We start from the raw sequence: 13,176 nt of genomic DNA, 5'->3' as shown, positions 1-13,176 counted from the left end.
GCACCGAGGCCGGGCACATCGCGTGGATCGGCTTCGAGCACTTCACCGCCCGCCCGACCGCGAGCGTGGTCGTCACCGACCAGAGGACGGGCGAGGACCGCACCGAGTTCTTCACCCTCCGCATGGAGCGCGATCCCTCGGGGGCAGGGGACCCCCAGCTCCACACCCATTGCGCGGTGCCCAACCTGGTCCTGACGGACGGCGGGCACCTCGGCGCCCTGGACCTCAACCCGACCCGGACGCGCATCCACGAGTTCGGCGCCTTCTACCAGGCGCAGGTCGCGGCGAACCTGCGCCGCGTCGGGGTGGAGGTAGAGTTGGAGGAGCGCACCGGCATGGCCCGCCTGTCGGCGATCCCGGAGGCGGTGTGCGAGGCGTTTAGCAAGCGCACCCGCGACGGCACCGAGGCGGCGCGGGCGGAGGCAGCCAAGCGCGGTCTCGATTGGGACGCCATGACGCCGGACATGCAGGTAGACTTCCTCAAGGGCGGCACGAAGGCGGCCCGCAAGAACAAGGAGGACGACCTCAGCGACTTCGCCGCTTGGCGCGGCCAAGCCGCGGCCATCGGCTGGGAGCACCGCGGCATCGTGGTGCCACGACGTCGAGACGCCGAGGCGCCACGGCAGCAGAGCCGGGCCGCCCGCCTGGAGGCCGCCTACAAAGCGGCGTTGCCCTTCCTCGAAGCCGAGTTCTCCCGCGCCTCGGTCCTCAACGGGGCAGACCTGCGCGCCGCGGCGGCCCGCGCCCTCATTACAGCCGGCATCACGCCGGGGGCGGAGGGCGGCCGGGCGGACGTGGACGCCCTGACGCGGGCCATGCGCGAGCGCGGGGTGCGCCAGGATGGCCAGCTCACGGGGCTGGTGTGGGGGAGGGAGGGCGAGCGCGACGAGGTGCGGGTGACGACGGCGCTGCACGTCGCCCAGGAAGGCGAGGCCGTGGCCCTGGCCAAGGCTGCCGCGGCGGATCGCGGCCGTGCCCTGTCCCCCGCTGCCCTGGCTGCCGCGGTGGAGCGCAGCGGCTTGGACTTTGGTGACGACCACGGGAAGGCGCAGCACGCGGCCATGCTGCGCCTCGGCACGGGCGGCGCCGTGGGCGTGGCGGTGGGTGTCGCAGGGTCGGGCAAGACCGCCCTGCTGCGCCCCCTGGTGGATGCCTGGAAGGCGCAGGGCGACAACGTGATGGGCGTGGCCATCGCCTGGCGCCAGGCCGAGCCGCTGAAGGAGGCCGGGGTAGGGGAGGTCGCTGCGCTGACGGGCTTCCTGCATGGGGTTCGTGCCGGTCGCCTCTCGGTCGGGCCGCGAACGGTGGTGGTGGTGGACGAGCTGGGGCAGGTGGGTGCCCGGCAGATGTTGGAGCTGTTGCGGCTGCGCGCGGAACACGGCTTCCGCATCGTCGCCGTGGGCGACGACAAGCAATGCCAGGGCATCGAGGCCGGGCCGGTAGTCAACCTCATGCGCCGGGCGCTGGGACCGGAGGCGGTGCCGGAGATCCTCACCACGCGCCGGCAGCGTACGGAGCGCGAGCGCGAGATCGCCGGGCTGTTCCGCGACGGCAAGGCGGCCGAGGCGCTGGCCATGAAGCGCGAGGACGGCACGGCCGAGGCGGTGCCGGGCGGCTACGACGACGCCGTGCGCCGGGTGGCCGAGCTATGGCGGCAGCGGCGCGAGGCGAACGCCGGCGATGCGGGATTCTCGATCAGCGTCACGGCGCCGACGAACGCCGACGCCCGCGCCGTGGCCTTGGCGCTGCGCGAGGAGCGCCGAGCGATGGGCGAGCTGGGGGCCGATCTGTTCAGCATCCGCGCGACCGACCAGGCCGGCGCCACATACAACCTGACCTTGGCGCCGGGCGACCGGGTGCGGCTGTTCGACCGGCTCAACGCCCGCTTCCTTGACGGCGGCCGGGGCAACATCGGCAACAACGGCAGCGTACTCGAAGTGCGCGAGGTGAACGCGGACGGGATCGTGCTGCGGACGGCCGGGGGCCGCGACGGGGCGGTGTCGTGGGACAGTCTGGCGGACAAGAAGAACGGCCGCACGCGGCTGGCGCCGGGCGACGTGCTGACCATCGACGCCGCCCAGGGCATCACCAGCCGCGAGCACATCAACGCCATGCCGGCGGGATCGGCGGGGGTGCAGGGCTTCAAGGGCTACACGGCCGAGAGCCGGCACAAGGATTCCGCCTGGCTCATCACCTCGGACGGGGCGGAGCGGCGCGAGGTGATGGCCCGACGCGCCCTGGGCGATGCTCGTCCGGTGGGTGCGGCCGATGTGTGGGAGAACGTGGCGCGGAATCTGGCACGGCAGCCGGCGAAGGCGTCAGCGCTCGACTTCATGGACCGCGCCCGCGACGTGGGCCGCACCGCGGCGCACGCCATGCAGTCCGGTTTCCGGCGAGCCGAGGCACGTGAGGTGGCGGGAGAGCCACGGACGACCCTGGGGGCACACCTCCGCGATCGTCGCGACGGCCGGGCGGTGGGGCAGGCGGTGGAACGGCTGCGGCAGGCGCTCGATGCCCGCTGGCAGGCGGTGCGCGAGCTGGCCGACCGGCTGCGGCGAGCCGGCGGAACCGTTCTGCAGGAGGGCGGAGGCGAGGAGCAGCGGCCGGCCGAGGGCGAGGCCAAGGCGGTGCGCGACCGGGCGCGGGACAACCAGGCCCGTAGCCGAGCGGCGGCCGAACGGCACCGGGCGCCGCGGCCGAAGCAGGCCAGCCCGGCACAGCCGGTGGACGCGGCGGCCTACTGGCGGCGCACGGCGGCCGGAGCGAAGGGAGCACCGCGGCCGAGCGTGCGGCGGGCGGCGCAGCGCAAGCGCGAGGAGGGCGCCGTGGCCGTAGTGGCGGACCGCTTGGCGCTGGCCCTGGGCGAGCGCGGGGCGGTGCTGGCGGGGATGGAGCAGGGCAGGGGCCAGAAGCCCGCCCAGGCGACCCAGCCGTGCCAGGACCGCGACGCGGCGCAGGCCTCCGCCAGACCCGCGGCGCCTTCCCAGGCCAACCCGGCGCCATCCCCGGTCATTCCCCGGGCCTCCCCGCGAGCTTCCGCAGCTTCGGGGCGGCGCGCGGCGCCGCGCTTCACCGAGGCCGACGCCGCGGTGGACTTCGCCGTGGCGCTGCATCAGGCGGGGTTGCGCGTGAGCGGGCCGGTGGAGATGGACGGGCGGATGCACCGGGTTGCCGTGGAGGGGGACCGGAAGGGGCAGAAGTCGGGAACCTACGTCGGGCATCTGGACGGCTGGCCGGCGGGCTACATCCGCAACCACAAGACCGGAACCGAGATCCGCTGGAAGGCCGAGCGGCCCGTGGTGCAGATGGCGCCGGCCGAGCGGGCGGCGTTCGCGGCCAAGGCGGCGGCAAAGTCCGCGGAGCGGGCGCGGGAGCGCCACGACACCCAGGAGCGGGCGGCCAGGATGGCGCACCGGCTATGGGCGGCGGCGGCGCCGGCGACCTCGCACCCCTACCTCGCGGCCAAGGGGGTGCGAGCGCACGGGCTACGGCAGGACCGGCGCGGCCGGCTGCTGGTGCCGGTGCAAGGACCGGACGGGCGGCTATGGGGCCTTCAGCGAGTGGATGTGAACGGGTCCAAGCTGTTCCTGAAAGGCGCCAGGACCGAGGGCGGGCACGCGCTGATCGGCGACCGGCCGAGGCCGGGGGCGCCGCTGCTGGTGGCCGAGGGCTACGCCACGGCGGCGACGCTGCACGAGGCGACCGGCCTGCCGGTGGCCGTGGCCTTCAACGCGGCAAACCTGGCGGCCGTGGCGAAGGCGTACCGGGCGGCCGACCCGTCGCGGCCCATCGTCATCGCGGGCGACAACGACCACCACCTGCCGAGGCGGGCGGTGCCGCTGCCGAACGTGGGGAAGGAGAAGGCGGAGGCCGCCGCGGCGGCCGTGGGGGGAGCTGCGGCGGTGCCGTCCTTTCCGGCCGGCGACCGCGGCAGCGATTGGAACGACTTGGCGCGACGCCAGGGACACCAGCCCATCGCCACGGCGGTACAAAACGTTTTGAGCCATTTACAAACAGCGCAGCTCAACAAAACCGCAATGGCTCAAAACGCTGCTACCGAGAAAACTACAAAGCAGGGGCGTGCTTCCGGTCCCAGAATGTAGGCAACGAATAATCCAAGGGGAGGTGCATTTGAGCTTGCCGCCGTGGGGTGCTGGTGATGAGGAATCTCTAATCGACAAAGTGACTAGGTTGCAAAACGGATTGGTCGCTAGAGCAACTGGAGGCAACTTTGACGATGACGAATATAAGCAGCTTCGGGACGAGCTGACCCGCAATCCAATGACGGCGGGAAAGCTGCCTGCCTTTGTTCGGCCCTGTCGGGATACAAGCCAATTCTGGCCTTACATTCAAATAGAGCACGCGCAGTATCAGGGAAGACGGGTCCACATTTGGGACGCTTTCCGGCCATTGCTGGACCAGCTCGAAGCCCAGGAAAATTCACCCGGCACAGAGCCCATAACAGAGGCGTTGGAAGTCCTCGATGCAGAGCACGTTGCTGTGGCCTGGACAAAGGCGCTTGAGCGCCGCACCGATGATCCAGATGGCGCAATTACAGCAGCGCGGACGATGCTTGAGACTGTTTGCAAGCACATCCTTGACGATGCTGAGAAGGCGTATCCTGATGACGTGGACTTGCCGCGGCTTTGGGGAATGACCGCAGAGCTGTTGAACCTGGCGCCGAACCAGCATCAAGAGCCGGTGTTCAAAGCCATACTTGGTAATGCTCAGGCTGTTGTGGGAAATCTTGCTGCCATCCGCAACAAGGCGGGTGACGCACATGGACAGGGCCGAACAGGTATTCGTGCTCAACCCCGTCACGCTGAATTAGCGGTCAACCTAGCCGGAACAATGGCCTCTTTCTTGGTTTCAACTTGGCAGCATCGTTCCAAGAAAAAGGCTGATTGGTTTAGTTGACGCGCTTGGCGCTGCTACCGTTGTGGAATGGGGTCGTCAAATCGGTGCAGGGAACGGGTCAATTTGTGCTTTGGAAGGGGGCTAAGTGATTGATGGCCTAGATTGGCTTAAACATGCTTTGCGGCCCATCCGAGTGCAGACGGCCATAGAACTCCATCGCATATCGATCGGTCATGCCAGCCACAAAGTCGCATATAAGTCTCATTTCCGTGTCCATGTCACCGCCGCACAGGTAGTACTGATCTCTAACATCATCAGGCATAAGTAGGTGTCCCTTGGGGCCGGCCAAGGCTTTGAATATGCCCATTACCACTTCGTATCCGCGGTATTCAGGGAGTTTGACCCTCGAAGAGAAAATGGTAGCTAAGTAAGTATACTGTTTCAGCACCTCCACTCTAAGTTTTGCCTCCGCCGACAGATGAACCTTAGACATTGCCGGACAGTCGGCATTGTACGTCAAAGTTACCGATCCGATGGCCTCTTTAACCAACTGAGACGACAGCTGTGTGCGAAAATAGCCAGACTTTGCCAGCTGATCATATGCGTTGTATTGATCAATAAACTTCTCTAAATCGCCCTTATCGCCTACTCTCTGGTTGGGATCAGTAAAAATCTCAACAAATACGGCCATTGCCTCAACCGCGGCAACATTCTTCTGAAGCTCGTCGCTAACCTTCTTCGCCACATCATTCATCAATCGCGGCGGAGAGGACAAAATTGCAGCGGGCGTTAAAAATCCTGCTTTAAGTGAATCCTCAAGATCGTACGTCGAATATGCAATATCGTCCGCTATATCCATAATCGCACACTCGACGGTCTTAAACTCACCGTCTGGGACCACGTACGAACCCAAGACATGCTTCTTTATCTCAGAAACAATCTCGCGCTCGCTCTGATAATACCCCTTTGAAAGTTTTGCGCCCTCGGGTCGCGCTCTGGGGATCAGCGAATCATACTTGAGGATTGATGCAAGGGTTCTATAGCAAAGATCAAGGCCATATGGGACATTATTGGCGTCCCTAGCTTTACGCTCAAGTTTAGTGACGATCCGAAGCGTCTGTGCATTGCCTTCAAATCCACCATGCGAGTGCATGGCGTGATCAAGGGCGCGCTCACCATTGTGTCCAAACGGAGGATGACCGAGATCGTGTATGAGGCTAGCTGCAGCGCAGAGGCGCGTATCGATGCGCTGCCTTGCATCCATCTTTTTCAATTCTGGATGCTCAGTATTCAGCCTATCGGCAATTCCTTCCGCAATCTGCGCTACTTCGAGCGAATGCGTTAGCCGATTACGGAAGAAGTCAGATTCATGCCCAGGGAAAACCTGCGTTTTACCTTGCAAACGCCTAAAGCTGGGTGAATGGATGATCCTGCCGTAATCGCGGAAGAACGATGGACGCCACTCCTCATCGTCCTTTTTGGACAAAGATCGCCTGAAATCATCCTTTTGGTAAAACAAGCCCCTATCGCTCAGAATTGGCTCCAGAAGCCTCGCCCTCTTTCTTCGCCTCCGCTGTTCCCTGAAGGCGAACCTTTTCAGCCTGCATCCGAATGACTTGCTTCAAGAGCGTGTCCTGCTTTTCCACAAAGCGGAAAGCGTCATTAACGGCTGCATAGCCTGACATAGAACGGCTCCCGTCTGGCGCGTACAATGAGCGCGCATCTAACTCGATTCGGCAACTCTCTGCGAGTCTGCCTTAACGAATGGCGTACTCCGCATCGCATAGCGCGCTTCGGTCAACGCGCCTAGTCGGGCTGGGTTAGAGCACTCGCCGCTCAACTTCTCGGGGAGCGCGCATCTAGCCGCGCTGCCAGTACCCAGCCCACACCCGAGACACCGGGTATCGTAGCGCTGCGCCGGTCGCGCGCTGGCGCAGCACCCCGTTCGGCTGACGGCGAGTGTCCTCGCGCCATGCAATCTCGCCCGCGTAGGCAGCGAGGTATCGTCCGCTGATGTGGTAATGCTGCCCCCACTCGGCGCGGCGCAAGCGGGCGAAGTAGCTGTCCGCCTGGTTGGTGCAGGCGGCGTTGAGGCTGAATGCGACGGAGTGGTTGATCCGACGCAGGTTGTAGAAGGCGTGCAGGACGTCCCAGCCGCCCGCCTCATCGGCATGAATCACGGAACCCGGCGCGATATGCTGGCGGGCAAGCGCCACACCGTCCGCCTCGCGCGCCACGACGAACGGCAGGGTACGCCCGTCGCGCTCACGAAGGACAACCCCGGAGTGACGACGTTGGACTGGTTCTCCGAAAGGCGCCGGTCCTTGCGATCCGCCTTCTTGTTCTCTCGGCGGGTGTGGCCGCCGACATAGGCGCCGTCGATCTCCACCACGCCGGAAAGTGTGGCATCGGACCGGTTCGAGGGAGAGAAGCGAACCCCAATGGCGGCTAACCTCCGCGTGCTGAGGCAGACGCTGGAAGCCGCCGGGGTGCGACCAGTGTTCTCGGGCGATATCCCAATCGGCATAGACGCCTCTCCAGAGACCTAGCCCGGAGGCGGGCGGGGTTCCCCGCCCGCCCACCTTACGACGATAATAGCGTGAGTGACGGACCAACCGGAGCCAAAGCCGCTGGCAGTTCGCCGCATAGCCTCTGCACCATCTCAAACGAAAAGCCGTTCTCAGATTCTAAGCCAGAGGGGGGCAGCGCCCCACGATCAACGAGCATCTTGATCGCCTTGAGCAGCATCTTTGGCTGTTCCATCGGGATTTCCCGATCCAGAGGCTCCTCTCTAAGCCATCGGTTCTTAGTGACGGTTTTCCGAAATAAGACGTACTGACTGTCGTCAATCGCGCCTAGCACCTTAGCGTAATGTGCAATCGCCTGCATCGACATGCCCCACCGGCGCTTAAGCCCCTGTAGGTGCGCTGCACGGGTCGAATAGAACTCAATCAGAAACATATTACGCGGAAACAGGAACTCGCTGGCGAACCGATGCGCCTCCTCCTCCAACCGGTCGCGGATGCGCTTGTCATTCAGATCCTCCTGCGCCGCGCCATGGTGGAGGATGATGTGTCCAACCTCATGGGCCGCATCGAATCTGGAACGACAAGCGGATTCCTTATCTGATCCGAGTAGAATCAGAGGTCGGCCGTCGACCCAGCATGAGAAGGCATCGATTTTATCCGACCCCATCTCATAGCGGCTAACGATGATGCCGTTCGTTTCCAGTAATGCTATGACATTGGCAATCGGGCCGTCACCCAGCCCCCAAAGGCGGCGGGTCGCGGTAGCAATTTGTGCGATTTCCTCGTCCGAGTAGGAAGTCGCGCCCGGCGAACGATCTACCGAAGGCAACTTCACTTCGGGCAAACGCACGAGCTTGCCAATGCGGTCTACCACCTCCCACAGCCACTTGGTCTTTACGTCCAACGACGCATTAAGCTTGTTGCTCTTGGGACCGATGCTGCGGAAGAACCGCGTGCCAGTGGTGGCTGGCATGGGCCGCCCCTCGCGCAGGAAGAACGTGACGGGCTGCCTAAGCGCGGCCGCGATCGAGAGCAGCTTTTCCATGTCGGGCCTACGCGCGCCCGTCTCGTAATAGCCAATTGCTTGGCCTGTCAGCCCAACAGCACGCCCCAGCTCGTCGCGCGACGCTTGGAGCGCAACCCGAGCCTCAATAAGCCGTGCGGGAGCAAAACCACGCACCCGATCCGGAAAGGAAACTACGTTCGTCATCGATCCAGCTTGTTATCACGTAAAAACTTCTCAAGGTCCTCAAGCGGCTCAAGATCAGGGGCCTCGGTGGGACCCTCGCGCTTGTCGTCGCGCTCGTCCGTGCCGCCGATCACCTGCGGCATATCGACAAAGTTCTCGGTTCGATACAGCAGTCGATCCTTAGTCGGATGTGGGAAGCCGATGTTGACAAAGTTGAGGTCCTGATACCCGTGCAGGATCAGCAGATGGCGAAGTCTGTCCGAACGCTCCGCCTCGTCATTCCATTCCGGCCACAGATACCGCGTATTGTTCAGGCCAAAGTTCTCACGAAACTTGGCGTGACGAGGCTTCGACGAAGGCTCCGAAACTTGGTTGACCGTGATACGTGACCGCGGGCTGTGCAGCACGAGATGCTTGCCGGTCGGAGACGCATATTCTTCCCACTTCGGCTCGAACGGCAAGCTGCCGCTCCGTGCTAACTTGAAGAGCTGTAGCTCGACAGCCTTCACGATGAGCTGGCCGCGCTGAAACAGGCCGCTCGGGGTCATCAGGAAATCCGCCTGCTCCATGAATGTGTCCACAGTTGCGTAGGCGAGACGCATGGCCGGCGGCAGGAAGGCACGGAATCGAACCGGAAACTCGCCATCCACGAACCGCTCAACCGGGTTGTCGGCCTCCGTCATGTCGGATCCTGTTGATTTTTGCGCTAATCAACAGAAGGCGACTTTTCGGGAAAAAAGTCAACAGCCCGTAGCGGCTCAACCCGCGCCTCGCTGACCCGTGAGGTCTCGTTGCTGCTTAATGCCGGCGCATCCCTGCACGCGCAGGGCATTGACCACCTGTTCAGCCTCCACGTTCCGACCGTCACGGCCGGTGACTACTGCCGTGCATTGGGGCACGGGTTGAGGCGCCCGCGCCGAGGCAGGCAGGATGCCGAAGCCATAGACAGCGGCCAGGCCGGATGCAGACAGAACGAGCTTCATAAGGTAATTTCCTTGTCTATCTTACGCACGCGCGCCGCGTTGACGGCCAGGCGTGGCGGCTTCAGTCGGCGCTGCGGCGGCCGGCTTCGCGGCCCGGCCGGCAGCGGCCACGCTCTGCCAGTATTGCGTCGCAGCCGAGGCTTGCCCCTGCCCCAGCTTTGACGATCTGGCGCCGGCTAAGGCCGACTCTTCCGCCCGGCGCGGCGCGGTGTCGTGGGATTGGTTGGAACCCTTGGTGTCGGACATACTGCCCTCCTACTCCGCCGCTTGTTTATGGAAGCGGCTGGCCTCGATCACCGCGCGCAGCTCGGCGCGGCGGAAGTAGATCGCGCGTCCGCAGCGCAGCGGCTTGGAGCCACGGGCGAACACGAACGCCTCATCGCCGCGCACGTCCTGCATCAGCTCATCCGGCCGGATCAGGGCGCGGGCCATCTCGTGCCGGTTCATGCTGGTGCCCTTGGAGCGTGAGCCGACTTCCAGGGCCTTGCCCTGACTGCCGGCGTTGCTGCCCTCGCTCTCGGCCAGGACCGAGTGCCCGCCGGCCGCGTCCGATACCGACTTCGCGGTGTCGGTGTTCTGGACGGCGGCATACATCCGCCAGCTCACGCTATCGAACCAGGCGTTGCGGCCCTGCCGGCCCCACTGTTCCACGAGCTGATCCTCGGCCTGGTAGAGCAGTTGCAAGGTAATCCCGTATTTCCGGCCGGCGTCGCGGGCGACCTCCAGGATCTTCATTGGCCCCAGGCGGCGGACCTCATCGAGCATGAACAGCACCCGGCCCTGCACGGCGCCGTCCGCCTCGTAGAGCGCGTTCAGCAACGCGCCGACGAGCACGCGCCCGACGGCGGGGGTGTCGCGCAGCACCTTGAGCGGGATTTGCAGGAACACCGTCAGCTTGCCCTCTGTCAGCTCGGCGGTGCCGCAGGAGGGTTCCGCGCCCTCGGTACCGCCCGACACCAGATCGGCGTAGGCGGCGACGGAGAGCCAGGCGGTGTCGCCGGTGGCATTGCCGTAGATGCCCGAGAAGGTCTCGGGGACGATCTTCTTGATAGTGCCGGCAATGTCGCGCGCCATGGGGCTGTTCGACCCGGCGTGGATGCCTTCCAGCACGTCGCGCATCTGGTCCTCGGGGGTGACGATGCCGGCGCGGAGCGTGCGGAGGGTCTTGGCCTCCGCGGGCATGGTGTCGTCCCACAGCATATGCGCCAGCAGGCAAGCGACGAGCTGCTTGCCCCAGTTGCGGAAGAACTTATCAGCGTCGGAGCTGCCGCCTTCCGCCTCTCCGAAGATCCAGCCCACGACGGCGTGGACGTTGGTTTCCGCGAGGGGGTGGGTCACGTCGATCCAGTCGAGGACGTTGATCCCGCCCGGCGTGCCGGGTTCCAGGGAGACGACCTTGTGCCCCATGGCGGCGCGGGCCGCGGACAGCATCGGCCCCAGCTCGCGCGAGGGATCGAGCACGACGGCGGCGCCGGTCCAGTGGACCAGGGTAGAGGCGGCCGAGACGGTCTTGAAGCCGCCGGAGCCGGCGAACACCAGGCTATGGGTCGGGCCGATCTTGCAGGGGTCCACCAGCAGCGCGGCCTTGCCGCCCTGGCCCCAGGTCTCCCGCCGCTCCGGGTCAAAGGCGAGCCTGGCCACCTTGTCCTGATCCACCCGGTAAGCCTCGCCCACGACCACGCCCCCGAAGTCGGGGTGCGGGCCAGGGAAGCGGTCACGGGCCTCCTTCATGCTCATCCACTCGGCGTGCCCGTGGTTGTCGGTGCTGCCGCGGACGACCTCGCCGGGGCGGGTGACGCGCCCGCCGCGAAGCTGCACCAGGCGGTAGATCACCAGGCCGAGGAACACGGTGGGCGCCCCGGCCCCGAACATCAGCCATCGGCCGACGATGGGGTGGGGCGACGCGAACAGGGCGTAGCTCCACCACTTGCCGATCCAGGCGGTCCCCTGGAACGGGAAGTAGCGGACCAGGCCGGTGCCCCACAGGAACACGGCCGAGGCCGCAGCGGTCCAGAGCAGGGCGAGGATGGCCAGCAGCAGGCCCCAGGCCACTAAGCGACCGGGGGAGGGGAGGCGGCGACGTTCGCTCATCGCCCCGGCCTCCGGCGACCTGATGCTGGACGGCTAGACGCAAGACGTACAGCGCCCATCGTATATCTCTCTTCCAGCCCTATGCAGGGCCCTCCCAAGACGGTCCAGCGTTAGGCGGCGCGGAGCAGATCGGCGGCGACCTCGCCGCGGCGGGCGGCGTCATCGGCGAACCAGACCTCGCGTATGGAGTAGGTGCCGGCGTCATTGTGCAGGGGCACGATGGCGTCCACGGCGCTGCCGATCATCGCGGCCAGGGTGTCGTCGCCGTAGGTGGCGCCCTGCGGGGTGCCCTTCACCAGGTTGAACAGCCGGCGCATGGCCTGCGGCGCGTCGGCGCCGTGAATCGTGGTGAGGCTACCGGGGTGCCCGGTCATCACCTCGTTCAGGTACACCCAGGCCGCGTCGTCGCGCAGTTCCTGCAGCAGCACGCGGTCGGGGCGCATCCGTAGGGTGGCTTGCAGCAGGGCGTCGGCGGTGACGCCGCCCATGGTCAGCCCACCCTTGGAGTAGAGCAGGCGGACAGAGTTGCCGTGTGGCACGACCAACTCAAGCGCGTCCTCAATTGTGAGGATGCGTTCGGTGCGCGGGATCTCGGAGGTGAGGGTCTTGCTCAGCGTCGTCTTGCCGCCGCCCGTGGCGCCGCAGAACAGGATGTTGCGGCGCGCCCGCACTAGGCCGCCGAAGAAGGCCACGGCGTCGCCCGCGTCGAACAGCTCCAGCAGCCCGGCGCTGTCCGCCTGGCGCTGTTCCCGGCGCTTGTCCCAGCGGTTCCAGCGGGAGGTGTCGTAGCGCCCGGCCAGGTCAGACAGGGCGGCCACGGAATCGCTCGGCCGGCGGAAGGTCAGCGAGACCGTGCCGGGCGGCACGGCGGGCGGCAGCACGACTTGCAGGCGGTGGCCGGTCGGCAGGTCGGTGGAGCACAGCGGGTGCTCGGCGCCGACGTTCTGGTTCCGCAGGGCGCCGGCCAGGATGGCGACGCCTTCCAGCATGTCGAAGTCCAGCTCGGGGGCGGCGTGCCGCTCGAAGCGCCCGCCCTGGCGTAGCCAGAACTCGCCGGGGTGGTTGATGCACAGCTCCTCGGTGCGCGGATCGGCCAGGGCGCCGGCCACGGGGGCGAGGGCGAAATCCAGTTGTGCCGCGGCGTGCATCATCGGCCTGCCTCCCGCGCGAAGGCGAACAGGAGCTGCGCCGGATCGTGGATGGTGGGCGCGTCCTCCGGGGAGGGACCGGGCAGGCGGCACGCCTGCCCTGCCGTTCCCCAACTCCCGGCCGGCGCCGCAGCGGCGAGGTGAAGGGCGAGCTGCACCGCCGCGCCCCTCACCGGCTCACCAACCGATATACGTCCGAGAAGTCCAGATTTCTCGCCACGAACACCGTCATGGGCTCCCCCTGGTTTCGGCGCAGGGTGGAGGGAATGTTGATGTCGGATTCCAGCGCTTGGCTGGTGGCGCGCTGCCCGCCCGACTGGAACTGGTTGAAGGTGACGCCCGTGCCGTTGTTCAGCGAGTTGCTGGCGACGGTGGCCGCG

At 65.8% G+C, this 13,176-nt stretch carries 10 protein-coding genes and 2 pseudogenes; 2 read left to right on the top strand and 10 right to left on the bottom strand.

Annotated features, from left to right (window positions below; genetic code table 11):
- Both BUB97_RS24855 and BUB97_RS24850 read left to right on the top strand, forming a co-directional pair.
- On the top strand, positions 1-4,103 hold a 4,103-nt coding region (locus BUB97_RS24855; RefSeq protein ID WP_139281456.1), incomplete at its 5' end, for an AAA family ATPase.
- Positions 4,104-4,131: 28 nt separating this feature from the next.
- The gene (locus BUB97_RS24850; RefSeq protein ID WP_083755505.1) at positions 4,132-4,917 is read left to right on the top strand and encodes an abortive infection family protein; all 786 of its coding nucleotides are present in this window, start codon (positions 4,132-4,134) and stop codon (positions 4,915-4,917) included.
- A gap of 97 nt (positions 4,918-5,014) precedes the next feature.
- Here BUB97_RS24850 and dgt read toward each other — a convergent pair whose 3' ends face one another.
- From dgt to BUB97_RS24810, 10 genes and pseudogenes are all read right to left on the bottom strand, one after another.
- The gene (dgt, locus tag BUB97_RS24845) at positions 5,015-6,343 is read right to left on the bottom strand and encodes a dGTP triphosphohydrolase (protein ID WP_217659758.1); all 1,329 of its coding nucleotides are present in this window, start codon (positions 6,341-6,343) and stop codon (positions 5,015-5,017) included.
- A 37-nt stretch (positions 6,344-6,380) separates the two neighbouring features.
- The gene (locus BUB97_RS26480) at positions 6,381-6,542 is read right to left on the bottom strand and encodes a hypothetical protein (RefSeq protein WP_171979089.1); all 162 of its coding nucleotides are present in this window, start codon (positions 6,540-6,542) and stop codon (positions 6,381-6,383) included.
- A gap of 174 nt (positions 6,543-6,716) precedes the next feature.
- Positions 6,717-7,124, bottom strand: a pseudogene (locus BUB97_RS27125) (transposase); the annotation flags it as partial.
- On the bottom strand, positions 7,034-7,384 hold the full coding sequence (locus tag BUB97_RS27530; protein ID WP_073140494.1) for a transposase: 351 nt from the start codon (positions 7,382-7,384) through the stop codon (positions 7,034-7,036). The gene BUB97_RS27530 and the pseudogene BUB97_RS27125, both read right to left, overlap by 91 nt.
- A gap of 56 nt (positions 7,385-7,440) precedes the next feature.
- A complete protein-coding gene (locus BUB97_RS24830) occupies positions 7,441-8,595 on the bottom strand; it encodes a helix-turn-helix domain-containing protein (protein ID WP_073140491.1) in 1,155 nt (384 codons plus the stop codon).
- Positions 8,592-9,257 (bottom strand): hypothetical protein, encoded by a 666-nt coding sequence (locus BUB97_RS24825; RefSeq protein WP_073140489.1) that lies wholly within the window; start codon positions 9,255-9,257, stop codon positions 8,592-8,594. The genes BUB97_RS24830 and BUB97_RS24825 overlap by 4 nt, the downstream gene beginning before the upstream one ends.
- A gap of 75 nt (positions 9,258-9,332) precedes the next feature.
- The gene (locus BUB97_RS26045; protein WP_139281455.1) at positions 9,333-9,557 is read right to left on the bottom strand and encodes a hypothetical protein; all 225 of its coding nucleotides are present in this window, start codon (positions 9,555-9,557) and stop codon (positions 9,333-9,335) included.
- Between the two features lie 255 nt (positions 9,558-9,812).
- Entirely contained in the window at positions 9,813-11,648 is a 1,836-nt protein-coding gene (locus BUB97_RS24820; RefSeq protein WP_073140486.1) for a type IV secretory system conjugative DNA transfer family protein, read from the bottom strand.
- 110 nt (positions 11,649-11,758) lie between these two features.
- Entirely contained in the window at positions 11,759-12,799 is a 1,041-nt protein-coding gene (gene virB11 / locus BUB97_RS24815; protein ID WP_216348644.1) for a P-type DNA transfer ATPase VirB11, read from the bottom strand.
- A gap of 166 nt (positions 12,800-12,965) precedes the next feature.
- Positions 12,966-13,176 (bottom strand): annotated as a pseudogene (locus BUB97_RS24810) (type IV secretion system protein VirB10); the annotation flags it as partial.

The sequence above is a fragment of the Muricoccus roseus genome, assembly GCF_900141905.1.
Taxonomy (GTDB): domain Bacteria; phylum Pseudomonadota; class Alphaproteobacteria; order Acetobacterales; family Acetobacteraceae; genus Roseomonas; species Roseomonas rosea.
This window is presented reverse-complemented; position numbering and strand designations above follow the sequence as displayed.

Bases quoted from the DNA above. Each gene is read 5' to 3' on its own strand.
- BUB97_RS26480 (WP_171979089.1), bottom strand. From the start codon at position 6,542: ATGTCAGGCTATGCAGCCGTTAATGACGCTTTCCGCTTTGTGGAAAAG.
- BUB97_RS27530 (WP_073140494.1), bottom strand. From the start codon at position 7,384: ATGCCGATTGGGATATCGCCCGAGAACACTGGTCGCACCCCGGCGGCT.
- BUB97_RS24830 (WP_073140491.1), bottom strand. From the start codon at position 8,595: ATGACGAACGTAGTTTCCTTTCCGGATCGGGTGCGTGGTTTTGCTCCC.
- BUB97_RS24825 (WP_073140489.1), bottom strand. From the start codon at position 9,257: ATGACGGAGGCCGACAACCCGGTTGAGCGGTTCGTGGATGGCGAGTTT.
- BUB97_RS26045 (WP_139281455.1), bottom strand. From the start codon at position 9,557: ATGAAGCTCGTTCTGTCTGCATCCGGCCTGGCCGCTGTCTATGGCTTC.
- BUB97_RS24820 (WP_073140486.1), bottom strand. From the start codon at position 11,648: ATGAGCGAACGTCGCCGCCTCCCCTCCCCCGGTCGCTTAGTGGCCTGG.
- virB11 (WP_216348644.1), bottom strand. From the start codon at position 12,799: ATGATGCACGCCGCGGCACAACTGGATTTCGCCCTCGCCCCCGTGGCC.